Source organism: Paenibacillus sp. 01T431, from assembly GCF_056398625.1.
In genome coordinates this window covers 298,666-323,743 of sequence record NZ_JBFTPT010000008.1, presented here as the reverse complement: position 1 = coordinate 323,743, position 25,078 = coordinate 298,666, and the positions used below count along the sequence as shown (strand labels likewise).

The window sequence follows — 25,078 nt, the reverse complement described above, 5'->3', positions numbered from 1 at the left end:
TACCCACGTGTTACTCACCCGTCCGCCGCTAAGCATCAGAGGTGCAAGCACCTCATCAACTCCGCTCGACTTGCATGTATTAGGCACGCCGCCAGCGTTCGTCCTGAGCCAGGATCAAACTCTCCAAATTGGTGTTTGAAATGCTCATTACTTTTTTATCGCTTTTTTCGCTTATCCCGAAGGATTTGCGAGGCAGTTATTACTCGTTGTTCAGTTTTCAAAGAGCAATCTTTTCTCTCTTGTCGGCCGTGTATCTCGTTGGCGACCTAGATAATATATCATACGCGCCTATGGCATTGCAAGTTTTTTTTTCATTATTTGCGAAAAACTTTTTGCATTAGCATTTCATACCTTCTTCTCACCTTTGCAGCTGGCCATAATGGCTTGTTTAAAAAATATAACTTGCTACAACATATTATATAATTTCCTAACTTTCATTAATTATTCTTCTTATACAATAAAAAAAGTAAGTACAATGTTACGGTGAGAAGACTTCGTTTAGTCTCCTTATCGTTACACTGTACTTACTTAAAGTTTTGACGAATTCGCTTATCTGAGCACTTCTTTAATATGAAGATGCCTGTCTACGATTAAGTTTACAATGACACCTTCAATGGATACCCAAGGCCTAGTCGGATAATTACGATCCGAGAATACAATCTCTCCAATACGTTCATCGCTAAGCTTAACGACCGTCCCATTATGGAACTGAGTAGCCTTCTCTACAAATGTACGGACATAAGTAGGATCCAGCTTCCCGAAGGAATCGCTTTGGATTTGTTCCAATACGAGATACGGAGATGCAGCTTTCCTATATGCCTTGTTCAAAGTCATTGCATGAAATATATCAGCAATCGCTACGATCTTGGCGTACGGGTTTATCTTCGTCGCATCAATGCCGAGCGGATAACCTGTTCCGTCAACCTTCTCATGATGCTGAAGCGCCGCCATCTTTACCCCCTCATTAAGAGCAGATACATTCTTGAGCAATTGGTACCCAAGAACCGTATGACGCATCATTTCTTCTTTTTCTTCTGTTGATAATGTATTAGGCTTCGTCAAGATTGCTTTGTCAATTCGGACGTTGCCGATATCATGCAATAAACCGGCAAATGCAATTTGCATCCAATCCTTTTGAGGAAAGCCAGTCCACTGTGCAATTTGATAGGAGGTTAATGCAGACGTAATGCTGTTATGAAGCAAATAGTCTTTCTCCAAAAATTGACGCGGTACAAAGGTCAGCAAGTTGTAGCTCTTTATGTGCTCCAGCATTTTCTCAAGCTGCTTGCGTACATCCATGATCGGCATGGCTTGACCCGCTGCAACAGTGTTAAATACTTGGCGTAAAACAATAATCATTTTGTCGTACTCTTCATGAAGGGGAGATGCGACTAATGCTGAACTCGGTTCTTGGCTTGCATCCTCATCGGTATCCTCTTTTGTCTTGCTCAAATCAATATTCGATTCAATCTCGACACTTGTGACGAGAAATGCTTGCAATATTTCTATTTCTTTTGGGGTAACGATCTTTCCCTTTTGAAATAAAACACTGCCAAGTGGGGTGAGGACATCTTCAATGATTTTGTCGCCTAATTTGAGATGTAATAATGTTACTGCTGCCACGAGAGTCCTCTCCCCTTGTGCCTGAATAGTAATTATGTACTCCCATAAATAAAGCAAACCTAGGCTGACCCGTCATGCGACGGAGTCAGCTGCGTCTGCTTTCATTTATTCTTGCGTCGTTTCGCCGCCATCTTGCTCTTCATTTTCATCTATAGCTTCATTCTCTTCACTGCGAGCAACACGTGTAACAGTCGCTACCGTATCATCTTCGCGTGTATTAATCAGCCTTACGCCTTGCGTATTCCGTCCCATCGTAGATATGCCTTCCATGCTGGTACGAATCATCGTGCCAGATGAAGTCATAATCATAAGATCCTCATCATTCTCAACCACTTTTAGTGAGACGATCGGTCCATTCTTATCGGTTACGTTAAGCGTCTTAATCCCTTTACCGCCACGGTTCTGAATACGATAATCGGCCACTGGTGTCCTCTTGCCGTAACCTTTGGAGGTAACGATCAGGATATCGTTATCCGGTACGATAACATCCATATCAATAACGGTATCTTCATCATCAAGCTGGATACCTTTCACGCCTGTAGCGGAACGTCCCATAGAACGGACATCCTGCTCAGAGTAACGTATGGACATGCCCTGCGCAGTTCCCATAATAATTTCCTGGTTACCGTCAGTCAGCTTAACGCCAATTAGATCATCGTCCTCACGAAGTGAGATTGCGATCAATCCGACTTTCCGAATGTTGACGTAGTCATCAAGCGGAGTCTTCTTCACAACCCCTTGCCTTGTAGCAAAGAACAAGTAATGTTCCGAATCAAATTCTTGTACAGGTATGACCGCATTGATTGTCTCACCCTGTTCAATTTGAATGAGGTTGATAATAGGCGTACCGCGTGCAGTACGGTTAAGATCAGGAATCTCATAGGCTTTCAGCTTATACACCTTACCTTTGTTCGTAAAGAACAGCAGGTAGTGATGCGTATTGGATACAAATAGATGCTCAACAAAGTCATCATCCTTAGTACCCATGCCGACAACGCCTTTGCCGCCGCGCTTCTGGCTGCGGTAAGTGCCAACCGGCAAACGCTTGATATAGCCCGTGTGAGTAATGGAGATGATAACATCCTCACGAGGAATAAGATCCTCATCGAGAATTTCCTCATCACTTGCCATTATCTCCGTACGACGCTCATCACCGAAACGATCCTTCAATTCAGCAAGCTCTGTGCTAATAATATCGAGCACAAGCTGCTCATCAGCTAGAATCGCTTTATATTCAGCAATTTTACGCATAAGTTCTGCATACTCTGCTTCTATTTTATCTCTTTCCAGACCAGTCAGGCGCTGCAAACGCATATCCAAAATCGCTTGCGCCTGCTCATGGCTGAGCGAGAATCTTGTAATTAAGCCTTCACGAGCTTGATCAGCTGTTTGGGAAGCGCGAATGAGTGCAATGACCTCATCCAAATGGTCAAGCGCTATTCGCAAGCCCTCCAAGATATGTGCGCGAGCTTCAGCCTTTTTGAGATCAAACTCCGTACGACGACGAATAACCTCGATCTGATGCTGTAAATAATGATAAAGCATATCGCGTATGTTAAGCGTCTTAGGCTCACCATTTACGAGTGCCAGCATGTTAATCCCAAAGTTGGATTGCAGCTGTGTATGCTTGTACAAATTATTAAGTACGATGCTCGGGTTAACATCACGACGAAGCTCAATGACTACGCGCATGCCGTTACGATCCGATTCATCTCGCAAATCAGTAATACCTTCAATTTTCTTCTCGCGAACGAGCTCGGCAATTTTCTCAACTAAACGAGCTTTAATGACTTGATAAGGCAGTTCATGCACAATGATGCGCGCTTTGCCGTTATTTTCTTCAATCGTCGCCCTTGCTCGCATTGTTACCGAACCGCGGCCTGTCAAATAAGCTTGACGAATCCCCATACGGCCCATTACAAAACCGGCTGTTGGAAAATCCGGACCTTTTATGTGTTCGATGAGTTCGAGTGGCGTAATGTCAGGATTAACAATAAGCGCCTGTACTCCATCGATAACCTCATTCAAGTTATGAGGTGGAATATTCGTAGCCATACCAACCGCTATCCCAGTAACCCCGTTTACGAGAAGGTTTGGATAACGTGCTGGCAATACAACTGGTTCCGACTCTTCACCGTCATAGTTAGGAATGAAATCAATCGTTTCCTTGTTGATATCGCGTAGCAACTCCATTGCCATCTTCGAAAGACGAGCTTCCGTATAACGCATGGCAGCTGCAGAGTCGCCATCAACTGAACCAAAGTTACCATGTCCATCTACGAGCATATAACGCATGGAGAAATCTTGTGCCATCCGTACCATCGACTCATAAACTGCGGAATCACCATGCGGGTGATACTTACCGATTACTTCTCCTACAATTCTCGCTGACTTCTTATGGGGCTTGTCCGGTGACATGCCCAGCTCAGACATCGCATACAAAATACGTCGATGCACTGGTTTAAGTCCATCCCTAACATCGGGAAGAGCGCGACTTACGATGATACTCATTGCGTAATCCATAAAGGAATCCCGCATCTCCGTACCAATATCTCGATCTCTTACAGACATACGTTGTTCTTCCGCCATGATTTACCTCCCTGACGCCATCTATAGCTACTCTTAAATCAACATAACTCTTATATTACTTTCTCAAAAAGCGAGCATATAAACCTTTTGCGCTCATGCTTTTGGAATTCCTGCGAAACTTTCGTCTTTACTTGCTAAAAATAGGTGAATTACCGCTCTCCATACATGAAAACCTGCCATAAAATAAACAGACCCAACTTTCATTATACCACTCAATCGAAAGTCTGTCTCCTGCATCATTTGAAATCGATGACCTGTAAAAGCAGCATTTTGAAAGGAGAAAAATCGTTGAGTATACAACGCGTTACGAGCAAATGGGCCAAAACAAAAGTCATGTTGAAATCTGACTATTTGCGCTCTTATATGCCCCCAACAAAACTATTCGGACGCGGCAGCCTTCAGTCAATGCTTAGTGAATATGGTATGGTCTACGTCAAGCCGATAAACGGTACGTTCGGCAATGGCGTCATCCGCGTGGAGAGAACTACTGTACCTGCTCTCGGATATCGCTATCAGCTAGGGACAAAAATCTTGTTTTTCTCAACACTCGACCAGTTATACCATAAGCTAGCTCAACAAACGAAGAAGCGAAGCTATCTTGTTCAAAAAGGTATCCATTTGCTAAAACATCAAAAGCGGCGCTTCGATATTCGCGTTATGGTTCAGAAAAACCCTCATAACGAATGGGAGGCCACTGGCATTATCGGTAGACTCGCCCATCCTGCGAAAATAGTAACCAATTATCACAGCGGCGGGACTCCGATGGCTCTTGAGCGGCTCATGGGCGATCATGCTAATGCTTCAGAACTTGCTGCCTTCAAAAACAAATTAAGAAAAGTCAGCATTACGATTGCCAACCAGTTACAAGGTGCCTACCCCAATATAAAAGAGCTAGGCGTGGACATCGCAATTGATGCAAAACTGCATCCATGGATTTTGGAAGTCAATACACTACCCGACCCATTTATCTTTCGAAAGCTGCCTGACCAAAATGTTTTTCATAAAGTATATCGTTATGCAGTCGCCTATGGCCGATTTAAAAAAAGAAGCAGTCGTCCATAATGGGCGGCTGCTTCTTTACGAGATCCTTTATTTTAAACATCTAGATTCGTTACGTATCTAGCGTATTTTTGAATAAATTCGCGGCGCGGTTCAACGTTATCGCCCATAAGCGTGTCGAACACGATATCCGCTTCAATTGCATCCTCAATCGTTACCTGGAGCATCGTACGGCTTTCAGGATCCATCGTTGTCTCCCAAAGCTGAGTAGCGTTCATCTCTCCAAGACCTTTATAGCGCTGAACGTTTACTTTTACGCCTTCTCCAAATTCAGCCAAAATCTTCTCGCGTTCCTTCTCGGTTTGCGCGTAGCGAATGACCTTATTACGCTCGATCTTGAATAGAGGAGGCTGTGCAATATAAATATAGCCAGCGTCTATAATTTCACGCATATAGCGATAGAAGAACGTTAAGATGAGCGTACGAATATGAGCGCCATCGACATCCGCATCGGTCATAATGATGATTTTGTGATAACGTGCTTTAGTTAAATCGAAATCATCGCTTATACCGGTGCCCATCGCTGTAATCATTGCCCGAATCTCAGCATTGCCAAGAATACGATCGAGACGCGCTTTTTCTACGTTCAAAATCTTACCGCGAAGCGGCAAAATGGCTTGGAAATGACGATCGCGGCCCTGCTTGGCAGATCCACCGGCAGAGTCACCTTCTACGATGTACAGTTCGCTGATCGATGCATCCTTGGATGAGCAGTCAGCAAGCTTACCAGGTAGAGAGCCAACTTCCAGAGCGCTCTTACGGCGAGTCAGCTCACGCGCTTTGCGCGCTGCTTCACGAGCACGAGCAGCAGATAGACCTTTTTCTACGATTTTGCGCGAAACAGAAGGATTCTCTTCTAGAAATTCCTGCAGCTTCTCAGCAAAAAATGATTCTACGATTCCGCGGACTTCGCTGTTGCCAAGCTTAGTCTTTGTTTGTCCCTCAAATTGCGGTTCCGGGATTTTGACAGAAATAATAGCCGTCAAGCCCTCACGCACATCATCGCCGGAGAAATTCGAATCATTATCCCTGATGAGATTTGATTTGCGGGCATAATCGTTAATAATACGCGTAAGTGCGCTCTTAAAGCCCGACTCATGCGTACCGCCCTCATGTGTATTAATATTATTTGCGAAAGAGTATATATTCTCGGTGTAGCTGTCATTATACTGTAGAGCGACTTCTACTTGGATATGATCCTTCGAGCCTTCCACATAAATTGGCAGCTCATGCAAAGGTTCGCGATTGCGGTTCAAGTATTTTACAAACTCGATAATACCGCCCTCATATTTAAACGTATTGGATACGCCAGTACGCTCATCACTAAGCACAATTTCAATGCCTTTATTCAAAAACGCAAGCTCGCGAATACGCGATTGCAGCGTCTCATAGTCGTATACGGTCGTTTCCGTAAAAATTTCTGTATCAGGCTTAAACGTTACTTGAGTACCTGTTTCCGTTGTCTCGCCGACAATTTTAATATCATACTGCGGAGCACCCTTGCGGTACTCTTGCTGATAGATATTGCCTTCGCGTTTTACTTGAACAATGACAAGCTCGGACAGTGCGTTTACGACAGATACGCCGACCCCGTGCAAGCCGCCGGATACTTTATAGCCCTCTCCGCCGAACTTACCTCCCGCATGCAAAACAGTCATAACGACTTCTAGCGTCGATTTTTTCAGTTTCGCATTCTCTCCTACAGGGATACCGCGTCCATTATCGATAACCGTTACGCTGTTATTCTCATGCACGATAATTTCGATTTTTGAGCAATAACCGGCCAAAGCCTCGTCAATACTGTTATCAACAACCTCCCATACGAGATGGTGAAGACCTTTGCCACTAGTGGAGCCAATATACATCCCCGGACGTTTGCGTACCGCCTCTAAACCTTCCAAGACCTGTATCTGACTCTCGTCATACGTATGCTGTTCCAAAGACATGCAACTTCACTGCTCCTCTCAACTGCTGTTCCTGATCGCCTTCGCTCTAGCCGTTAGCCACAAACTGATGGGCTCTTTTCTTAAGCGTAGAGGATGAAATAGGCGAATAATATATTTTTTGCTTCGTTACAACGATCGATTTTGGCTCTTCCTCGCCTATCGTTTCAACGTCCTTACGCTTGCGTGCTCCCGCAACGAATTGCTTGGATAGTTTAGAGGATTGCTCGATAGAAATATCAAAGATGGCCACGAGCTCCGCAGCCCGAATTATTTTCTCGCCGCCCAAATGGATGTACATGTCCTCTTCCTCACCTCTCCTATTCGCAATTTAACGTGTCACTCGGCCGTCATGCACATGATAGATGCCGGCATCCTGAAGCCTGCTCACATTCACGCTTTCAAGGCCGGTCGTTGTAATAAAGGTTTGTACTTTGCTCTGAAATGTCTCAATAAGCTGTGTCTGACGGTTCTGATCAAGCTCTGACAGCACATCGTCAAGCAGCAAAATCGGATACTCACCGATTTCCTCGTTAATGAGTTCTATTTCTGCCAATTTTAAAGACAGGGCCGTTGTTCGCTGCTGCCCCTGTGAGCCGTAGACTTGCGCTTCTTTGCCGTTGATAAAAAACGCCAAATCATCGCGATGCGGACCCACGAGCGTAACACCTCTGCGAATCTCCTGATCTTTCACCTGTGTTAACTTTATCATAAATTGATCAAATAAAACAGATTCATCTTGCTGGGCATCTGTATCAAAAGAAGGACGGTAGTCAATCGTGAGCTGCTCAGTCCCGTTCGTTATGCCTGCATGTATTCGTTCTGCAAACGTTTGTAATTTATGTATAAAGTGTTTCCTTTTTTTCATGATTTTAACACCATGCTCTGCGAGCTGCTGATTCCACACCTCAAGCATCGTTTGATTTGCCCCCCCAGGATAGGAGGCTTTCAAAAAATTGTTGCGCTGCTGCAGCACTTTTCCATATTGCTGGAGTGTATACAAATAGCCGGGCTGTACTTGTCCGATTTCCATATCGAGAAACCGTCTTCGCACTCCCGGCGTTCCTTTTACAATTTCAAGATCCTCTGGCGCAAACATGACGACATTTACCGAACCGATGAAATCACTGAGCTTACGCTGCTCAAGTCCGTTTATTTTCGCTTTTTTTCCTTGCGCTGAGAAAAGGAGATCCAGCTTAATCGCTCCGTACTTCTTATCGACCTCACCAGTAATGCGAGCGGAGCTTTCTTGCCAGCCAATAAGCTCCTTATCCTTAGAGGTACGATGAGACTTCGTTAAAGCAAGTACGAATATAGCCTCTAGCAAATTAGTTTTGCCTTGAGCATTTTGCCCAAGAAATATATTGACCTTATTCGGCGTTTGCAAGTCAATCTCGCTGTAGTTCCGATAATTTTGCAGCTGTATGCTCGTTAAAAACACGTTTTGACCTCCCGGTCCGTTGGTGCGTTACTCTCTACCTACCGTAAAGACGCCGCAGCCTTCAACTTCTACTTTATCGCCAGCATACAATTTTCTTCCTCTGCGGTTATCCGCTTCTCCGTTAATAACGACAGTGTTTTCTTGAAGGAAAAACTTCGCATGACCGCCGGTTTGAATGCAATCAGAAAGCTTCAAAAATTGGCCCAGCGTTATATATTCCGTCTTGATGGCGATTTCTTTCATGAAAATAGGTCAGCCCTTTCTTGCTTATATTTGAGATTTAGCCCGTTGTTCTATAAGGCAAGATGACATACATGCTATATGCATGATCCATAGGACGAATAATAATAGGGCTCATTGCGCCTGTAAAGCCAATAAACAATTGCTCGCTATCAATGACTTTAAGGACGTCGAGCATATATTTAGAGTTAAATGCGATTCGAAGAGGCTCGCCATTAAATTCTTTTGCTTCAAGCTGCTCCGTTACTCGTCCAAGCTCAGTCGAGCTGGATGAAATTTCAATCGTTCCATCTTCAAGCGTCATAAGGCGTACGATATTCGTTTTTTCCTCACGAGACATGAGGTAGGCACGATCAATCGCGTCCATCACATTTTTTGTATCAAGTACAAGTTCTGTTTTGAACGTTTGCGGAATAATTTTAGAAGTATCGGGATAAGTTCCATCAAGGATACGTGTATAAAATAATACATTTCCGAGTTTAAACAACACTTGGTTGTCTGATACAACGATATCGACAAGAGCATTTTGCTCTGGAACGAGCTTGGATAGCTCAATTAGTGTTTTCGCTGAAATGACGACATTGCTGAATTTGAGCTGTGCTTCTGTTTCAACTTGTGCGGTACGGCTTGCTAGACGGTGGCGGTCCGTTGCTACAAATTTCAATTCCCCTTCAAGCAAGTTCCAAAGTACACCTGTCAAAATAGGCGTTTGTTCACTTGCTGAGGCTGCAAGCACAGTTTGGCGAATCATTGCTTTTAATAGATCGCCAGGCATTTGCAATATATCGTTTTGCTCGATGGAAGGAAGTACTGGAAATTCTTCCGGATCAAGTCCGACCATTTGTATTTCAGTAGAGCCCGAACGGATCATCGTCTGGTAAGTATTGCTCACATCGATAACGACTTGCTCGGATGGGAGTTTTTTTACAATCTCCACGAAAAACTTTGCGGGCAAAACGACGCTTCCCGGTTTATCCACATGTGCAATAACGAATTGATCTCTTTCCACAGGGATGAAGCTTTGAATAGAGATATCGGTATCGCTTGCTGTAAGTGTTACCCCTAGATGAGTAACCTCAATTTTGATACCGCCGAGAATAGGTATAGCAGGACGTGAGGAAGCAGCCTTTGCTACTTGCTGGATCGCATCGTTTAATTCATTTTTTGAGATTGTTAATTTCATGATTTCACTCCTAGCGTTCTTATAAATTCATCCAAGTATGAGCTCTCACAAACGATTTTTTTGAAAACGGCGTAAATTGGTTATGTTTTGATGATTTCGCGTTTATTTTAAACGTTATACAAACCTTATACTTGACCGCGAAGCGAGCATTTGCCTGTAAAGGCTGGCATCAGCCGTTTTGCCGTATTTGATGATGTTTTTTTAAAGATTTTTAGTAGTCGTAGTAGTAGGGGCACTGAATATGTGGATAACCCCTTGGAAGACCGATAAAGCAAGCCTATCCACATGTGCATAGCTTGTGCATAGGCTTGCTTAGTTGTTCACATATGATTTTTGATCTTTTCGGTCAGGTTTTGAATGATTTTGTACAGGTCCTGATCTATTTTAAGCTGCTGTGTAATTTTCTCATGTGCGTGGATAACGGTTGTATGGTCACGCCCGCCAAAAGCTTCGCCAATCTTCGGAAGCGAGAAATCGGTGAGCTCCCTGGATAGATACATTGCGATTTGCCTAGGATAGGCTACCGCCTTCGTTCGTTTCCGCGCTTTGAATTCCTCTAGCCGCAGCCCGTAGAACTCCCCAACCTTCGTCTGAATATCATGCATCGTAATCATTCTAGGTCTGCTGGAAGGAATGATATCCTTAAGCGCTTCTGCCGCCAAATGCGACGTAATGTCTGCATTTATCAAGGATGAATAGGCGACTACCCGAATAAGGGCACCCTCCAGTTCACGAATATTTGTATCGATTTGATTAGCGATATAGATCATCGCTTCGTTAGGAATATCTAGATTCTCAGCGCGTGCTTTCTTGCGCAGTATTGCAATCCGCGTCTCCAGATCCGGCGGCTGAATGTCGGTAATAAGTCCCCATTCAAAGCGAGAGCGAAGCCTTTCTTCCAGCGTAGGAATTTCCTTTGGAGGCCGGTCACTTGAAATGACAATTTGTTTCCGCTCCTCATGCAGCGCATTAAAGGTGTGGAAAAACTCTTCCTGCGTCTGTTCTTTTCCGGCTAGAAATTGAATATCGTCGATGAGCAGAACATCGATATTGCGATACTTCGTACGGAAGCTTTCACCACGATTATCACGGATTGCGTTAATGAATTCGTTGGTGAATTTCTCAGACGAGATGTAAAGAACTTTCGTATTCGGGTTGTGATCCATGATGTAGTGGCCAATGGCATGCATTAAGTGGGTTTTGCCTAGCCCAACTCCACCGTATAAAAACAATGGATTGTAAGCTTTGGCCGGCGCTTCCGCTACGGCAAGCGATGCTGCATGCGCAAAACGGTTGTTAGCACCGATAACGAATGTATCAAACGTATACTTCGGGTTAAGCATATGAGTAGGTGTCGCTTCCTCATTCATGACAGGGGAATGCACCGCTTTCGGCGGGAACATATATGCGGGCTCCGCACCCTTCGGTTCCTCAATAGAGAAGCGAACATCGACTTGTCTGCCCAAAAACTCAAACAGTGTCGTTCTTATTAGCTTCGTATAACGGCCCTCCAGCCATTCGGCCGCAAATGTTGTCGGCGCTGTTACTTCAAGCATGGAATCATCAACAAAATTAGCTTTCGTTGCTTTGAACCAAGTGTCAAAGCTCGGTTTGCTCAATTTCGTCTGTATGATCGACAACACTTGCTGCCATAAATCATAGGTATGGCTGTCCACAGACTGTCACTCCTTATCCAAATCGCCACAAGTGGCGCAGTTGCAAGAAAAAATGTCGAAAACAAGGGTATTATAACGAAAGCATCCACATTATGAAGAGAAATAAGTGAATGAGTTATAAATAGGGGATGAGTTTGTTCACAATGTTATCCACAGGCTGTTGATAAAACTGAGGCAATATTGATCTAATCCACAATGAAAACATAATTATCATAGCAAAAGATGCCTTATATTTCAACGAAATCGCATATTTTATCCACATTCTCAACTGCTTGTGCATAAAAGTTATCTACACCACTACATATTGTTTATATCTTGTTAAGATTTCGACAAAGTTCGTTTAACCCGCCTGTGGATTGTGCACATGTTATTAGTTTTTGAAAAATGAAGTCAATTCATGCGTTTATCCACAGCTGACTTGAAATTATTTTTATCAACAAGAGGGTGCTGGAGCTGATCATTGACTTTTGGGGCTGGGCATGGTTTAATAAAAAAAGCGTTTTTTTAAATATAAGACGTTATAGGTGCATGCTTATAATGCTGCTTATATACACCGCGAAACGATGCTGCTCCGTCAAACTATGACGGCGAGAGCCGTTTACGCTTGATTGGAAACACGCAGTATAGGAGGTGCAGAACGATGAGACCTACATTTAGACCTAATGTAAGCAAACGCGCGAAAGTGCATGGATTCCGCAAACGGATGAGCACGAAGAACGGACGTAAAGTTTTGGCAGCGCGTCGTCAAAGAGGAAGAAAAGTACTGAGCGCATAAGCAGAAGACCACGTCCGGTGGTCTTTTTTTTTTGCTTGTGAGGATGAGGAGTGAGTGAGCAGCAGCTTAGGCTGCTCGCTTGCTGACTATACTTAGAAGATGAACAAGAGAACGGTGGCCAACAGTCGTGCATAGAAAATTGCGTCTTCGCAATCGTGAAGACTTCAGCCGGATTTATCGAGGCGGCAAATCGTTTGCGAATGGGCAATTCGTCGTCTATTGGTCGAAGCAACCATCGGCGGAACCATTTCGCCTCGGTGTATCGGCAAGCAAAAAAATAGGCAATGCGGTAGTACGTAATCGCATGCGCAGAATGATTAAAGAAATTGTTCGTCACCAAGCCAATCGAATCGTTCCCAGAACCGACTTCATACTAATAGTAAGAAAGCCTGCTACATTGATGAAGATGAAGGATATGGAGAAGAGCGTTCTTCATGTATTGAAGAAGGCCGGTTTGCTGAAAAGCACGAGTATTTCAAAAGAGAAGCAGGCAGATTAACGATATTTTGCCGGCTTGCTTCGCATGCCTAAAAAACGTGATACAGCATGCGCCAAGAAAGCGGATGCATGGATAGTCTCGTTGTTTCTTTGTCCCATAAATTATGGTATAGTCTAGATTGAAAATATAAGATTGTATTAGTCATACAATGCCTGTATTTTTCCACGAAACATATGCTGCGCCGCAAGAGCACGGCTATTGCCGCTGACGCTTGATGTAATGGCTTTCAGAGAGGAGTTTTAAAGTTGTTGTTTTGGACAAAAAACAAGAAAATGATTTTAGTGTTCGGTCTTGTTCTGCTTATGGGTGTGCTGGCAGGATGCGGCGCTCCATCAACAGAGACAACCGAGACTGCTGATCTATTGAAGGGGAACTTCTGGGAGAAGAACGTCGTTTATTACTTTGCCTTAACGCTTGATACGTTCGCAGGCTGGTTTGGCGACTCCTACGGACTTGCGATATTGCTCCTGACGATCATTGTAAGAACATTGATTTTGCCGTTAACGCTAAAACAGTACCGCAGCTCCAAAGCTATGCAAGCGTTGCAGCCGCAAATGGCTGAAATTAAGAAAAAGCACAAAGACAATCCGCAAAAGCAGCAAGAAGAGACAATGAAGCTTTTCCAAACGCATAAGGTAAATCCGATGGCGGGCTGTTTGCCTCTAATTGTTCAAATGCCGATTTTTATCGCTTTGTACAATTCAATCTACAAAAACCCTGATATTCGTGAGCATACATTCCTGTGGCTTCAGCTTGGAGAGAAAGATCCGTATTACATTCTTCCTATTCTCGCTGCCGCTACAACGTTCATTCAGTCAAAGATGATGCAGAAGCAGCAAACACAAACAATGCCAGGTATGGGCATGATGCTGGCGATCTTCCCTGTGCTCATTTTTGTAATGGCACTTTCTTTCCCAGCGGCTCTTCCTTTGTACTGGGTTTACAGCAACATTTACACAATCATTCAAAACTACTTCCTATACGTTCGTTCATCTGACAAAGGTAAGGAGGCCCCTGCGAAATGAAGAAAATCATTGCATCGGGGAAAACGGTAGAAGATGCTGTACGTAACGGATTATTACAATTGCAAGTAACTGAAGACCGCGTTAAACAAGTTGTGCTTGAGCAGCCAACCAAAGGTTTCTTTGGACTGTTCGGCGCAAAGGAAGCGAAAGTTGAGCTTGAGCTTATTCCCGATCCCATGCTTGAAGCGGAGAATTTCCTCCGTGAAGTGGCTGGCACGATGGGATTGCAAGTAAACATCGATCGAAAGCAAACAAGAGACGGTATACATATTGCTGTAACAGGCAGTGGAGATCTTGGCATGCTGATTGGACGTCGCGGACAAACGTTGGATGCATTACAGTACTTGGTTAATATTGTGGCTAATCGTTATTCAGACAGTCATTTGCGTATCGTACTTGATGCAGAAGATTTTCGGGAGCGCCGCCGCAAAACGTTAGCGGATTTATCCGATCGTTTGGCGGGACGAGTTATCCGCACAAGGAAAGAAGTTGTCTTGGAGCCGATGTCGCCGCATGAGCGCAAAGTTATTCATTCGCAGTTGCAGAACCACCCTAAGGTGAAAACGTTTAGTAAAGGCGATGAGCCGAACCGGCGAGTCGTTATTGCATTAAGACAATAAGCTGTACATTATAAATGTATACGAATCAATACGCTATCCACAGCAATGGCTCATAATGGTCATTGCTGTTTTTCCATTTGAGAGGTGCTGACAGCAATGGTACATGATACGATAGCTGCCATTTCCACAGCAGTCGGAGAAGGCGGAATCGCAATAATAAGAGTAAGCGGACCTGAGGCAATTGCAGGTATCGCGAGTGTTTTTCGTTCGAAAATAAATCTAAATGATGCGGATACACATACGCTGCATTATGGTCATATTCTCGATCCGAGGTCTGGAGAAGAGGTTGAAGAAGTACTTGTTACGCTGATGAGAGGCCCCCGTTCGTTTACCGCGGAGGATGTTGTCGAAATTAACGCACATGGCGGCGTTATTGCTGTTAAAAAGGTGCTTGATGTCGTATTGCAGCTGGACGGCTATCGCACAGCGGAGCCAGGCGAGTTTACGAAGCGTGCCTTCCTGAATGGTCGAATCGATCTTATGCAGGCAGAGGCTGTTATCGATTTGATTCGTTCCAAATCTGATCGAGCTTTTTCCGTTGCCCGCAAACAAGCGGAGGGCGTTCTGTCGAAGCGGATTAAAGCTTTGCGGCAGACGGTCATTGAGCTGCTTGCCCATATAGAAGTAAACATCGATTATCCGGAGCATGACGTAGAGGAAATGACGAGCTCGTTTATTCGTGACCAATGCGATTCTGCTATTAATGAAATAGATCGTCTGTTAAAAACCGCAAACGAAGGCAAGATACTAAGAGAAGGTATTGTAACAGCAATCGTTGGGCGTCCCAATGTCGGTAAATCGTCTCTTATGAATGTACTGACGCAGGAGAATAAGGCTATCGTTACCGATATCCCAGGTACGACTCGTGATGTCATTGAACAATTTGTAGCGCTAAACGGAATTCCACTTCGACTGCTCGATACGGCTGGTATTCGTGAAACAACGGATGTTGTTGAGCGAATTGGGGTGGAGCGCTCTCGCAATGCGCTTGAAGAAGCGGATCTCATTTTGCTAGTGCTGAACTATAATGAGCCGTTGCAAGTTGATGATCGGGAACTTTTGTTGCAAATGAAGGGTCGCCCAGTCATTGCGATCATAAATAAGACTGACTTGCCGCGTCAATTAGAAATTGAGGTGGTGGAGGAGTCGATTCCGGTCGATTCCATCGTTAAAATGTCGGTTCTTGAGGAAGATGGGTTAGACCGTTTAGAGAAGACGATTAGCGAGATGTTTTTTGAAGGCCAGCTTGAATCAGGTGATCTGACATATGTGAGCAATGTTCGACATATTGCTTTATTGAAGCGGGCAAGGCAATCGCTAGTCGATGCAATAGAAGCATCTGATACAGGAATACCGATTGACCTTATTCAGATCGATGCCAGATCCGCGTGGGAGTCGCTTGGTGAAATTTTGGGTGATGAGGCTGGAGATTCATTAATCGATCAAATTTTCTCGCAGTTCTGCTTAGGGAAATAGATGGAAGTAGGCTTTTGCAGCCGATATGAATTAAACTTACAACATGTGGCTTTAATGAAGAAGTAAAGTTAGTTCGCTGCTAAAAAGTGATTTTGCTAATGAGGCAGAGTTTCCAGCTGTCTCTGTGATTTAAGATTAGCGCAGCTCTAAGTGTTAATTAAGGAAATAGAATATCGAGCTAATCGTTATTCTATTCAGCATATAGGTTTCACTGAAATGATGGGGCATAAGAAAGTTTTCAATGAAAGCCTTCGGTTATGCTTACGAAGTGGTTTTCTATGAAAACCTTTAGGAGGGTAAAGGACAATGAGATATATAGCTGGTGAATATGATGTGATCGTCATTGGAGCGGGGCATGCAGGATGTGAAGCTGCACTTGCGGCTGCACGTATGGGCTGCGAAACGCTGCTGCTTACAATAAATCTAGACATGGTTGCTTTTATGCCATGTAATCCATCTATCGGCGGACCGGCAAAAGGCCATGTGGTGCGTGAAATTGATGCGCTCGGCGGTGAGATGGGACGTAATATCGATAAAACGTTCATTCAAATGAGGATGCTTAATACAGGTAAAGGTCCAGCGGTGCATGCACTGCGTGCGCAAGCTGACAAGTTTGATTATCAGCATTTAATGAAAAAGACAATTGAAGAAACACCTCATTTGACTCTGAGACAAGGTATGGCTGAAGAGCTTATTGTTGAGGATGGTAAATGCTTAGGAATCGTTACAAAAACAGGCGCTGAGTATCGTGCAAAGACAACGGTTGTTACAACGGGCACCTATTTGCGCGGCAAAATTATTATGGGCGAGCTGATGTATGAGAGCGGACCAAATAATCAACAGCCGTCAGTCAGACTTTCGGCAAGCTTGAAGGAGCATGGTTTGGAGCTTGTACGTTTCAAGACAGGTACGCCTCCGCGTGTTCACAAAGACACGATTGATTTTTCGAAAACAGAAATTCAACCTGGCGACGACAAACCGAAGTTTTTCTCGCATGAGACGGAATCTTCCACAAACGAGCAATTGCCTTGCTGGTTAACATATACATCTGAAGCGACGCACAAAATTATCAATGACAATCTTCATCGTGCGCCAATGTTCTCAGGTGCAATTGAGGGAACGGGCCCAAGATATTGTCCTTCTATTGAAGATAAAATCGTCCGTTTTGCTGATAAGCCAAAACACCAAATCTTCTTAGAGCCAGAAGGTAAAAATACCTCTGAGTATTATGTACAAGGTCTCTCCACAAGTATGCCGGAAGATGTACAGCTTGGTATTTTACGTTCTATACCAGGTTTGGAAAAAGTTGAGATGATGCGTAACGGATATGCGATCGAATATGATGCGGTAGTTCCTACACAGCTGTGGCCATCTTTGGAGACAAAGGTGATTGACGGTTTATTCACAGCTGGACAAATAAACGGAACTTCTGGTTATGAGGAAGCAGCGGGACAAGGCGTTATGGCTGGCATTAATGCTGCACGCAAAGTACAAGGGAAAGAACCGATTATTATCGGTCGTGCAGATGGCTATATCGGTGTAATGATCGACGATCTTGTTACGAAGGGGACGAACGATCCTTATCGTTTGCTCACTTCAAGAGCGGAATATCGATTGCTGCTTCGCCACGACAATGCAGATTATCGTCTAACGCCAACTGGCTACGAAATCGGTCTTATTTCGGAAGAACGTTACAATAAATTTTTGCGTAAAAAAGAATTGGTTGAAATGGATATTGAACGTCTACGCGGAACTAAAGTAAAACCTGATCAAGCAAATGAAATGCTGATAGCAGCGGGTACAGCGCCAATGGAGCATGGCACTGATGCGTTATCGTTGCTTCGTCGACCGGAAGTTACTTATGCGATGCTGGAAACGGTTGTACCTTCCGTTCCAGAAATGACAGAGGAAATGAAGGAACAGGTTGAAATTCAAATTAAATATGCAGGTTATATTGAGAAGCAGCTTGTGCAAGTAGCACGTTTGAACAAAATGGAGAAAAAACGTATTCCTGATGACATTGATTATAGTGATGTTCGCAGCTTAGCATCTGAAGCGAAGCAAAAGCTTTCTGTTATCAGACCGCTATCTATTGGTCAAGCGTCAAGGATTGCCGGTGTTACACCAGCTGATATTTCTATACTGCTTGTTTACTTGGAACATTACAACCGTGTTACTGCAGCGAGAGGATCATAATATGGACGAAACTTTAAAATGGTTTACAAAACGAATGGAGGAGAGCGGCATTCCGCTTTCTCCCTTTCAGCTTGAACAGTTCGAAACTTATTATCGCCTGCTCGTTGAGTGGAATGAGAAAATGAATTTGACCGGCATTACCGAACGAGATGCTGTATACGAGAAACATTTTTATGATTCCGTATCGCTTTCTTTTTATACGAAGATGGACAGTGTTCGTAAGCTTGCTGATATAGGCTCAGGAGCGGGTTTTCCTAGTATTCCTTTGAAAATTTGTTTTCCTCATTTGCAAATCATGATTGTTGATTCTTTGAATAAAAGAATACAATTCCTAACGCATCTGAAAGAGCAGCTTGGTTTAGATCAGGTTTTATGCTTGCATGGACGGGCTGAAGATATTGCACAATTGCCAGACCACCGTGACAAGTATGATTTAGTAACGGCAAGGGCAGTTGCGAGATTAAATGTATTAAATGAATTTTGTTTGCCCTTCGTAAAAAAAGGTGGATTGTTTGCTGCTATGAAAGGCTCGCAATCGGATGAAGAAGTTCGGGAGGCAGCTTTAAGCCTAAGAGAGCTCAAAGGAAAAATTAAATCACAGCATCAGTTATCACTTCCAAACGAGCAATCAGAGCGACATATTGTTTTAATAGAGAAGCTAGATGCTACTCCGCGTAAATACCCTAGAAAAGCAGGCACTCCACTAAAACAGCCACTTATGTAGCTGGCATCTAATGTTCCACGTGAAACATTTTGCAAATGGTTACTTGGGGAAAAGAACTTCCATTTTCTTATAACAATTATTTGTTCTAAAATGATGTCAAGCAGGAGATCGTCCAGTGATAGTCGAATTATTATAGTAGATGAAGAGACTGGACGATACCGTTACATAGACGAACCAATAAACGTCTTCATAAGACACATTGAAGTTCGTATCACGGGCAAATATAAGCATCGTATCAAGCTTTACAGCCATACCTGATTATATTTTAACTGAAGCCTCTCCTATCATTTCCGAATGAATTTTGTTATGGATGTTCGCCGTGCAGTTGACGATTATTACCTGAGAGAGGTTCTAGTAACCGAAATAATCCAATTGGCAATGAACCAATCTTACTGCTGAAGCGTATTTATTGCAAAAACCTTGTAATTGCTTTTTAATAGAATGGAGACATTTTCCTAGTTTACTAGTGTTAATGCTGACATTTTGTGTGAAACGCATGCTTCCCATTACTATGATGGGGGTTATGGTTTCTTTTGAAGTGATTAAAAACAAGGTTTATCTCATGATCGGGTGGTAATTATCGATATGAAAGAACAATTTTCTCGATTGTTCGGCCTGTCCGAGCAGCGCATACCGCAAGAAGAAGTTCGGCAAATACCGATTCAAGAAATCGACGCAAGCCCATTTCAGCCGCGGACGATTTTTGATGATGACCGAATTGAAGAATTATGTCAAACGATAAAAACGCATGGTGTTATTCAGCCTATCGTTGTTCGTATGCGTAATGGAAGATATGAAATCATAGCAGGGGAACGTCGCTGGCGTGCTGTTACTAAGCTAGGTTACGATACGATCCCTGGTATTGTTCGTGAATTCAACGATTCACAAACAGCTTCCATTGCATTAATTGAGAATCTTCAAAGAGAAGGTTTATCAGCAATTGAGGAAGCGATAGCTTATCAAAAATTAATCGAGCTTCATCAATTAACACAGGAAAGCTTGGCTCAGCGTCTAGGGAAAAGTCAATCGACGATTGCCAATAAATTAAGATTGTTAATGTTGAATGATACGATTAAGATGGCTTTAATGGAACGGAAAATTACGGAACGACATGCAAGGGCTTTGTTGTCGCTCGATAATGAAGAGTTGCAGCTTAAAGTATTAGATGAAATCATAACTAAAGATTTGAATGTTAAGCAGACTGAGGTTAGAATCGCTTTCCTAAAAGAGTCAACCAAACTCAAGAAAGCGAAACGTATTTCTTTTACTAAGGACGTACGTCTGGCCCTTAATACAATCAGACAATCCATTGAAATGGTTTCTGGATCTGGATTGCAAATTAAGACGAATGAAAAGGATCATGAAGATCATTATGAAATTACGATCCAGATCCCTAAAAGATAGAGTTATATCTTAAAATAGTATAATTTAATGCTTATTTGTGCCGTCCTCACTGAGGGCGGCGATGCCATTTGTAGCTAGTTTTTTATTAAATGTGCTGTACATGTATGATTCATGATAATTAACTAGTTTTATGTTATTAGCATTTTTACGTTAATGGATCTTAAGAAAATAGCACATAAAAGTTGTACACATAGAGGTGAGCCGGTTTTGTCGAAGATAATTGCAATAGCCAACCAGAAGGGCGGTGTCGGAAAAACGACAACGTCTGTCAATTTAGCTGCCTGTCTTGCATCACTTGGTAAAAAAGTGCTGCTAGTTGATATTGATCCACAAGGGAATACAACAAGTGGTCTCGGTATTAACAAAGGGGACGTAACGAATTGTATTTACGATGTGCTTATTAATGAAGTCCATCCAAAAGATGCAATGTTTGAGACGGCTGTTCCAGGTCTGAAAATCATTCCAGCAACGATTCAATTGGCTGGTGCCGAAATCGAATTAGTGCCGACGATATCAAGAGAGCTGCGTTTGAAAAAGTCTTTGCATATGGTTAAGGATGATTTCGATTATGTGCTTATTGATTGTCCTCCGTCACTTGGGATATTAACGATAAATTCGTTAACCGCAGCTGATTCTGTTCTTATTCCTATTCAGTGCGAATATTATGCTCTTGAAGGTTTGAGTCAACTGCTTAATACGGTTCGACTCGTTCAAAAGCATTTAAATACATCGCTTCAAATTGAGGGTGTTCTTCTGACCATGCTTGATGCGAGAACGAATTTGGGAATTCAAGTTATTGAAGAAGTGAAAAAGTATTTCCAACAAAAAGTGTATCAAACGATTATTCCACGTAATGTACGTTTAAGTGAAGCGCCATCACATGGACAAGCTATTATCACATACGACCCGCGTTCTAAAGGTGCAGAAGTTTATCTTGAACTCGCAAAGGAAGTGATTATGTATGAGCAAGCGGCTAGGTAGAGGGCTGGATGCGCTTATCCCATCGCTTTCTGTGAATGACGATGATAAAGTGATTGAAATTACCTTATCCCAACTAAGGCCTAATCCGTATCAACCTAGGAAAACATTTGATGAGGATTCGATTAAAGAATTAGCAGAATCCATTAAGCAGCATGGCATCATTCAACCTATTATTGTTCGTACTGTATTGAAAGGTTACGAAATCATAGCAGGTGAAAGACGTTTCCGTGCTTCACAATATTGTGGAAATGCGACTATACCTGCTGTAGTAAGATCGTTTACTGATCAACAGGTTATGGAGATTGCTTTAATTGAGAACCTACAGCGCGAGGATTTGAATGCAATTGAAGTTGCAATTGCTTATCAGGCGCTTATCGATAAGTTCAAGCTTACGCAAGAAGAGTTGTCCATGAAGGTCGGAAAGTCCCGTTCTCATATTGCCAACTTCGTTCGGTTGCTTTCGTTGCCAACTGAAATAAAAGATAATGTTTCACGTGGAACAATTTCTATGGGTCACGCAAGAGCGTTGGTCGGCATTAAAGATGATAAGGTGCAAAAGGAATTAGCAGATCTTACCGTTTCTCAAGAGTGGAGTGTCCGCGAGCTTGAAGAGGCGATTCAGAAGCTTGATTCTAAGCAGCCGGAAGATACAGCGAAGCCGAATCAGAAAAAACGCGATCCGTATATTGACCATTTAGAGGAGTCGCTTCGTGAACGATTTAAAACGACAGTGAAAATTAAACAGCAAAAAGATAAAGGCAAAATTGAGCTACAATACTATAGTAAACAGGATTTGGAACGTTTGCTAGAATTGCTTCAATACATGGCATAGACTATACCAAACAATGGCATACCTTAGTTGTAATCTTGCTTTTGAAAGATTAAACTAAGGTATGCCATTGTTGTGAGCAGGCAGCTAGGAAAGGTGTGAAATTCGTGAGCAATCGTAACCAATCACTCATTTATTTGGATCATGCGGCAACCTCTTGGCCTAAGCCGCCTGCAGTAACAGAAGCAGTTGTTAATGCTATGTTAAATGACGCTGCTAATCCGGGAAGAGGCAGTCATGCTATGGCTGTGCGAGCAAGTCGAATATTATTTGAAACGCGCAAACAATTGGCTAAACTATTTAACATAAAAAACCCGAATGACATAGCATTCACCTCTAATACGACGATGTCATTAAACATGGCGATAAAAGGTTGGTTGAAGCCTGGTGATCATGTTATCGCAACCTCAGTTGAACATAATTCAGTAAGAAGACCTTTATATTTTCTGGAACAGACAATCGGTATTGAAGTGACATATGTAGAATCGGATGAACGTGGAAATATTAACATAGATGATGTTGCCTCAGCTATTCGTTCTAACACAACACTTGCTATTGTTAATCATAGTTCCAACCTGTTAGGAACAATTATGCCTGTTGCAGATATAGCTGAACTAACAAGGAAGCATGGAATAAAATTGTTAGTTGATGCCGCGCAAAGTGCAGGTATTTTACCTATAGATGTAAGAACAATGGGCATTCACATGCTGGCTTTCCCGGGACACAAAGGGTTGCTCGGCCCACAAGGCACAGGAGGGCTGTACATCGATCCTGAGCTTGATTTGGTGCCTTTATTGCATGGTGGGACAGGAAGCCAATCTGAGGCAGTAGAGCAGCCTCAAGTGAGGCCAGATCGTTATGAGGCGGGAACACAAAATACACCGGGCTTGGCAGGGCTCAAAACCGGTGTACAGTATGTTCTGTATGAGACGGTGCACAATATCCATACTAAGGAATGGATGCTTACTCAGAGATTAATGCAAGGCCTTGAACCAGTAAAGGGAGTCAAAATACTGGGACCAGAGCTTGGGGAACAAAGAACAGGTATTGTAGCTTTTAACCTAGAGGGCGTTGATGCTTCTGAATTATCATTCATATTGGATCAGCATTACCGAATTGCTGTGCGAGCTGGATTTCATTGCACTCCACTCGCACATGCTTGTGCAGGAACATTGGAAACAGGAGCTATACGAGCAAGTGTCGGTGTATTTACAACGAATGAAGAAATTGATGCGTTAACAGGTGCAATCAGAGAGATTGCACAGCAATATGGCGTTTAGCATTGAACTGGGGGCGGAGTAGCTAAGATGGAAGATTGGACATCAAATCCGATGAATGCAGTTACGGTGGGCATTGCGTTATTTGCCATCGTATTATTCATTTGGATAGCGGTTTTAGGCGGGCGGCTGAAAAAGCTAAGAAAGCAATATACAGCGGTTATGGGGAATACAGGTGTGACGAATATGGAAGATGTCATTGTTGAATTGAAGCAAGGCCTTGCCGAGCAGCAGCAAGCGAATGCGGAGCTGAAGGCTCAGCTAATTGATATGCAATCTACTGTAACAAAGCAAAAAGGAAAAGTAGGCGTCATTCGTTATAATGCTTTTGCTGAACAGGGCAGTGATCTCAGCTTTTCAATCGCAATTATCAATGATGAGAAAGATGGAGCCGTATTTTCAGGTATTCATAGCAGGGAGAATACTTATGTCTATGCAAAACCTCTTGAAAAAGGCCAATCAGTATACCCTTTAACCCCTGAAGAGCATAAAGCTATTTTGGAAGCAAAATAGGAAATTTATTTGTTATTAAATATTATCCGAAGCTGCGGTTTGTTCAAGAACGCTGGTCGTGATATGCGCATTGTTCGCAATAGCAGTAAATAAACTGAGCGAAATAATGTCGGCCATTTTCATAACGAGATGCAGACGAGTGTTTTGCAGCACAAAATACTCCATAAATCCGCCTACATTAACGATACCAGTAATATGAATGTCGCCAACAGGAGGAAGGTCCTTGTTGACGCCAGCACCAGGACGCACAGGGCCTACACCAACTTGAATGCTGCCTACGCTGGATACTTGACCAAGGCAGGCATCAATGCCAATCACAAATGGTTTGTGGAACCGCCGATTGATCTCGATAAGGGTATCATCTAAATTCATAGCATGAACCGGATTTTCAAGCGTGCCAAATAGTGAGAAATGAGGGCTGCGGTATTTCGATAGTGAGGTTCCAATCAGCGGTCCTAAAGAGTCTCCTGTTGAACGGTCCGTGCCTACGCAGACAACTACGATGGGGCGTGCAGCAGCCATTTCTTCGAGCATGGCTGTAAGTCGATTTACTAGCATGCCAATTACGTTTGCGGTGGTGTAGGGTACCTTCAAAGGCGTCTCTTTAATAAATGAAAGCTTCATAGAATCCCTCCGATTATACCGATATGCTACTAGTATATGGATAGGACAACCATTTTATACGTCAGATAGTTTTGATATTTTGTTTGCCAAGAAAGTTTGTCATGCTAATTTAATGGAGGTCTTGCTTGTGTTAATTGCCTTCGATTCAACTCAGCAAGCATTGCGTGCAGAAATGCTGCTCGAATACGCAGATATTGAAATTGACATATGTCCCACACCGAAGGAAATTACAGCCGGCTGCGCATTATCTATTCATTTTCCTGAGGAAGATTTGATAACGGTTAAGGAAGTTATTGTGCAGGAAAACGTGGAAGTTAGAGGTATATTTAAGCCGATTGAAGCCGGTTATGAGCAAATCGACATGTAAATATATTCAAAGTT

General features: G+C 43.1%; 24 protein-coding genes and 1 rRNA gene. 14 read left to right on the top strand and 11 right to left on the bottom strand.

Translation table 11 applies throughout. From position 1 onward, the window contains the following. From AC1DM9_RS17265 to gyrA, 3 genes are all read right to left on the bottom strand, one after another. Window positions 1–130: ribosomal RNA gene (locus AC1DM9_RS17265) — 16S ribosomal RNA — on the bottom strand; the annotation flags it as partial. Between the two features lie 419 nt (window positions 131–549). Next, window positions 550–1,623: an HD-GYP domain-containing protein gene (locus tag AC1DM9_RS17260; RefSeq protein WP_477511814.1), complete on the bottom strand. Its 1,074-nt coding sequence runs from the start codon at window positions 1,621–1,623 to the stop codon at window positions 550–552. 105 nt (window positions 1,624–1,728) lie between these two features. Continuing rightward, the gene (gene gyrA, locus AC1DM9_RS17255; RefSeq protein WP_477511813.1) at window positions 1,729–4,212 is read right to left on the bottom strand and encodes a DNA gyrase subunit A; all 2,484 of its coding nucleotides are present in this window, start codon (window positions 4,210–4,212) and stop codon (window positions 1,729–1,731) included. Between the two features lie 288 nt (window positions 4,213–4,500). On the opposite strand from gyrA, the gene AC1DM9_RS17250 reads away from it, so the two are divergent. After that, complete coding sequence (locus tag AC1DM9_RS17250; protein WP_441878046.1) at window positions 4,501–5,274, top strand: YheC/YheD family protein; 774 nt, start codon at window positions 4,501–4,503, stop codon at window positions 5,272–5,274. A 32-nt stretch (window positions 5,275–5,306) separates the two neighbouring features. Here AC1DM9_RS17250 and gyrB read toward each other — a convergent pair whose 3' ends face one another. The 6 genes from gyrB to dnaA all read right to left on the bottom strand — a co-directional run bounded on the left by gyrB (window position 5,307) and on the right by dnaA (window position 11,754). Then, window positions 5,307–7,217: a DNA topoisomerase (ATP-hydrolyzing) subunit B gene (gyrB, locus tag AC1DM9_RS17245; RefSeq protein ID WP_076266599.1), complete on the bottom strand. Its 1,911-nt coding sequence runs from the start codon at window positions 7,215–7,217 to the stop codon at window positions 5,307–5,309. Window positions 7,218–7,263: 46 nt separating this feature from the next. Further along, window positions 7,264–7,515, bottom strand: coding sequence for an extracellular matrix regulator RemB (gene remB / locus AC1DM9_RS17240; protein ID WP_054025778.1), 252 nt, complete (start codon window positions 7,513–7,515; stop codon window positions 7,264–7,266). Window positions 7,516–7,545: 30 nt separating this feature from the next. Continuing rightward, window positions 7,546–8,655: a DNA replication/repair protein RecF gene (gene recF / locus AC1DM9_RS17235; protein ID WP_477511811.1), complete on the bottom strand. Its 1,110-nt coding sequence runs from the start codon at window positions 8,653–8,655 to the stop codon at window positions 7,546–7,548. Window positions 8,656–8,682: 27 nt separating this feature from the next. Beyond that, window positions 8,683–8,898, bottom strand: coding sequence for a S4 domain-containing protein YaaA (yaaA, locus tag AC1DM9_RS17230; protein WP_339205835.1), 216 nt, complete (start codon window positions 8,896–8,898; stop codon window positions 8,683–8,685). Window positions 8,899–8,935: 37 nt separating this feature from the next. Continuing rightward, the gene (gene dnaN, locus AC1DM9_RS17225) at window positions 8,936–10,078 is read right to left on the bottom strand and encodes a DNA polymerase III subunit beta (RefSeq protein ID WP_477581225.1); all 1,143 of its coding nucleotides are present in this window, start codon (window positions 10,076–10,078) and stop codon (window positions 8,936–8,938) included. Window positions 10,079–10,398: 320 nt separating this feature from the next. After that, window positions 10,399–11,754 (bottom strand): chromosomal replication initiator protein DnaA, encoded by a 1,356-nt coding sequence (dnaA, locus tag AC1DM9_RS17220; protein WP_076266595.1) that lies wholly within the window; start codon window positions 11,752–11,754, stop codon window positions 10,399–10,401. A gap of 640 nt (window positions 11,755–12,394) precedes the next feature. On the opposite strand from dnaA, the gene rpmH reads away from it, so the two are divergent. The 7 genes from rpmH to rsmG all read left to right on the top strand — a co-directional run bounded on the left by rpmH (window position 12,395) and on the right by rsmG (window position 19,069). Further along, window positions 12,395–12,529, top strand: coding sequence for a 50S ribosomal protein L34 (rpmH, locus tag AC1DM9_RS17215; protein ID WP_054025773.1), 135 nt, complete (start codon window positions 12,395–12,397; stop codon window positions 12,527–12,529). Between the two features lie 127 nt (window positions 12,530–12,656). Further along, the gene (rnpA, locus tag AC1DM9_RS17210; protein WP_076266594.1) at window positions 12,657–13,028 is read left to right on the top strand and encodes a ribonuclease P protein component; all 372 of its coding nucleotides are present in this window, start codon (window positions 12,657–12,659) and stop codon (window positions 13,026–13,028) included. Between the two features lie 272 nt (window positions 13,029–13,300). Next, a complete protein-coding gene (locus AC1DM9_RS17205; RefSeq protein WP_441878478.1) occupies window positions 13,301–14,053 on the top strand; it encodes a YidC/Oxa1 family membrane protein insertase in 753 nt (250 codons plus the stop codon). After that, on the top strand, window positions 14,050–14,673 hold the full coding sequence (gene jag / locus AC1DM9_RS17200; protein WP_076266593.1) for an RNA-binding cell elongation regulator Jag/EloR: 624 nt from the start codon (window positions 14,050–14,052) through the stop codon (window positions 14,671–14,673). Before AC1DM9_RS17205 ends, jag begins: the two co-directional genes overlap by 4 nt. A 96-nt stretch (window positions 14,674–14,769) precedes the next feature. Next, the gene (gene mnmE / locus AC1DM9_RS17195) at window positions 14,770–16,149 is read left to right on the top strand and encodes a tRNA uridine-5-carboxymethylaminomethyl(34) synthesis GTPase MnmE (protein ID WP_477581223.1); all 1,380 of its coding nucleotides are present in this window, start codon (window positions 14,770–14,772) and stop codon (window positions 16,147–16,149) included. 306 nt (window positions 16,150–16,455) lie between these two features. Then, complete coding sequence (gene mnmG / locus AC1DM9_RS17190; RefSeq protein WP_076266591.1) at window positions 16,456–18,345, top strand: tRNA uridine-5-carboxymethylaminomethyl(34) synthesis enzyme MnmG; 1,890 nt, start codon at window positions 16,456–16,458, stop codon at window positions 18,343–18,345. A gap of 1 nt (window position 18,346) precedes the next feature. After that, window positions 18,347–19,069, top strand: coding sequence for a 16S rRNA (guanine(527)-N(7))-methyltransferase RsmG (rsmG, locus tag AC1DM9_RS17185; protein WP_477550392.1), 723 nt, complete (start codon window positions 18,347–18,349; stop codon window positions 19,067–19,069). Window positions 19,070–19,165: 96 nt separating this feature from the next. On the opposite strand, the gene AC1DM9_RS17180 is transcribed toward rsmG, so the two are convergent. Further along, the gene (locus AC1DM9_RS17180; RefSeq protein WP_441878061.1) at window positions 19,166–19,321 is read right to left on the bottom strand and encodes a hypothetical protein; all 156 of its coding nucleotides are present in this window, start codon (window positions 19,319–19,321) and stop codon (window positions 19,166–19,168) included. A 333-nt stretch (window positions 19,322–19,654) separates the two neighbouring features. Here AC1DM9_RS17180 and noc point away from each other — a divergent pair, with 333 nt between their 5' ends. From noc to AC1DM9_RS17155, 5 genes are all read left to right on the top strand, one after another. Further along, window positions 19,655–20,473, top strand: a complete 819-nt coding sequence (noc, locus tag AC1DM9_RS17175) for a nucleoid occlusion protein (RefSeq protein ID WP_076266589.1) — start codon at window positions 19,655–19,657, stop codon at window positions 20,471–20,473. A gap of 207 nt (window positions 20,474–20,680) precedes the next feature. Continuing rightward, window positions 20,681–21,454 (top strand): ParA family protein, encoded by a 774-nt coding sequence (locus AC1DM9_RS17170; protein WP_076266588.1) that lies wholly within the window; start codon window positions 20,681–20,683, stop codon window positions 21,452–21,454. Then, window positions 21,435–22,286 carry a ParB/RepB/Spo0J family partition protein gene (locus AC1DM9_RS17165; protein WP_441878064.1) on the top strand — a complete coding sequence of 284 codons (852 nt, stop codon included), beginning with the start codon at window positions 21,435–21,437 and terminating at the stop codon, window positions 22,284–22,286. Before AC1DM9_RS17170 ends, AC1DM9_RS17165 begins: the two co-directional genes overlap by 20 nt. A 104-nt stretch (window positions 22,287–22,390) precedes the next feature. Then, complete coding sequence (locus AC1DM9_RS17160) at window positions 22,391–23,563, top strand: aminotransferase class V-fold PLP-dependent enzyme (protein WP_477581221.1); 1,173 nt, start codon at window positions 22,391–22,393, stop codon at window positions 23,561–23,563. Window positions 23,564–23,590: 27 nt separating this feature from the next. After that, entirely contained in the window at window positions 23,591–24,073 is a 483-nt protein-coding gene (locus AC1DM9_RS17155; protein ID WP_477581219.1) for a DUF4446 family protein, read from the top strand. A 15-nt stretch (window positions 24,074–24,088) separates the two neighbouring features. On the opposite strand, the gene yyaC is transcribed toward AC1DM9_RS17155, so the two are convergent. Next, complete coding sequence (gene yyaC, locus AC1DM9_RS17150) at window positions 24,089–24,697, bottom strand: spore protease YyaC (protein WP_339205822.1); 609 nt, start codon at window positions 24,695–24,697, stop codon at window positions 24,089–24,091. Between the two features lie 112 nt (window positions 24,698–24,809). Here yyaC and AC1DM9_RS17145 point away from each other — a divergent pair, with 112 nt between their 5' ends. Further along, the gene (locus tag AC1DM9_RS17145; RefSeq protein WP_076266583.1) at window positions 24,810–25,064 is read left to right on the top strand and encodes a putative Se/S carrier protein; all 255 of its coding nucleotides are present in this window, start codon (window positions 24,810–24,812) and stop codon (window positions 25,062–25,064) included. Window positions 25,065–25,078: the final 14 nt, after the last annotated feature.

Bases quoted from the DNA above. Each gene is read 5' to 3' on its own strand.
- AC1DM9_RS17145 (WP_076266583.1), top strand. From the start codon at position 24,810: ATGGAGGTCTTGCTTGTGTTAATTGCCTTCGATTCAACTCAGCAAGCA.
- gyrA (WP_477511813.1), bottom strand. From the start codon at position 4,212: ATGGCGGAAGAACAACGTATGTCTGTAAGAGATCGAGATATTGGTACG.
- noc (WP_076266589.1), top strand. From the start codon at position 19,655: ATGAAAGAACAATTTTCTCGATTGTTCGGCCTGTCCGAGCAGCGCATA.
- mnmE (WP_477581223.1), top strand. From the start codon at position 14,770: ATGGTACATGATACGATAGCTGCCATTTCCACAGCAGTCGGAGAAGGC.
- yyaC (WP_339205822.1), bottom strand. From the start codon at position 24,697: ATGAAGCTTTCATTTATTAAAGAGACGCCTTTGAAGGTACCCTACACC.
- AC1DM9_RS17180 (WP_441878061.1), bottom strand. From the start codon at position 19,321: ATGGCTGTAAAGCTTGATACGATGCTTATATTTGCCCGTGATACGAAC.
- AC1DM9_RS17205 (WP_441878478.1), top strand. From the start codon at position 13,301: ATGATTTTAGTGTTCGGTCTTGTTCTGCTTATGGGTGTGCTGGCAGGA.
- rpmH (WP_054025773.1), top strand. From the start codon at position 12,395: ATGAGACCTACATTTAGACCTAATGTAAGCAAACGCGCGAAAGTGCAT.
- AC1DM9_RS17155 (WP_477581219.1), top strand. From the start codon at position 23,591: ATGGAAGATTGGACATCAAATCCGATGAATGCAGTTACGGTGGGCATT.
- mnmG (WP_076266591.1), top strand. From the start codon at position 16,456: ATGAGATATATAGCTGGTGAATATGATGTGATCGTCATTGGAGCGGGG.
- dnaN (WP_477581225.1), bottom strand. From the start codon at position 10,078: ATGAAATTAACAATCTCAAAAAATGAATTAAACGATGCGATCCAGCAA.
- gyrB (WP_076266599.1), bottom strand. From the start codon at position 7,217: ATGTCTTTGGAACAGCATACGTATGACGAGAGTCAGATACAGGTCTTG.
- jag (WP_076266593.1), top strand. From the start codon at position 14,050: ATGAAGAAAATCATTGCATCGGGGAAAACGGTAGAAGATGCTGTACGT.
- AC1DM9_RS17165 (WP_441878064.1), top strand. From the start codon at position 21,435: ATGAGCAAGCGGCTAGGTAGAGGGCTGGATGCGCTTATCCCATCGCTT.
- yaaA (WP_339205835.1), bottom strand. From the start codon at position 8,898: ATGAAAGAAATCGCCATCAAGACGGAATATATAACGCTGGGCCAATTT.
- remB (WP_054025778.1), bottom strand. From the start codon at position 7,515: ATGTACATCCATTTGGGCGGCGAGAAAATAATTCGGGCTGCGGAGCTC.
- rsmG (WP_477550392.1), top strand. From the start codon at position 18,347: ATGGACGAAACTTTAAAATGGTTTACAAAACGAATGGAGGAGAGCGGC.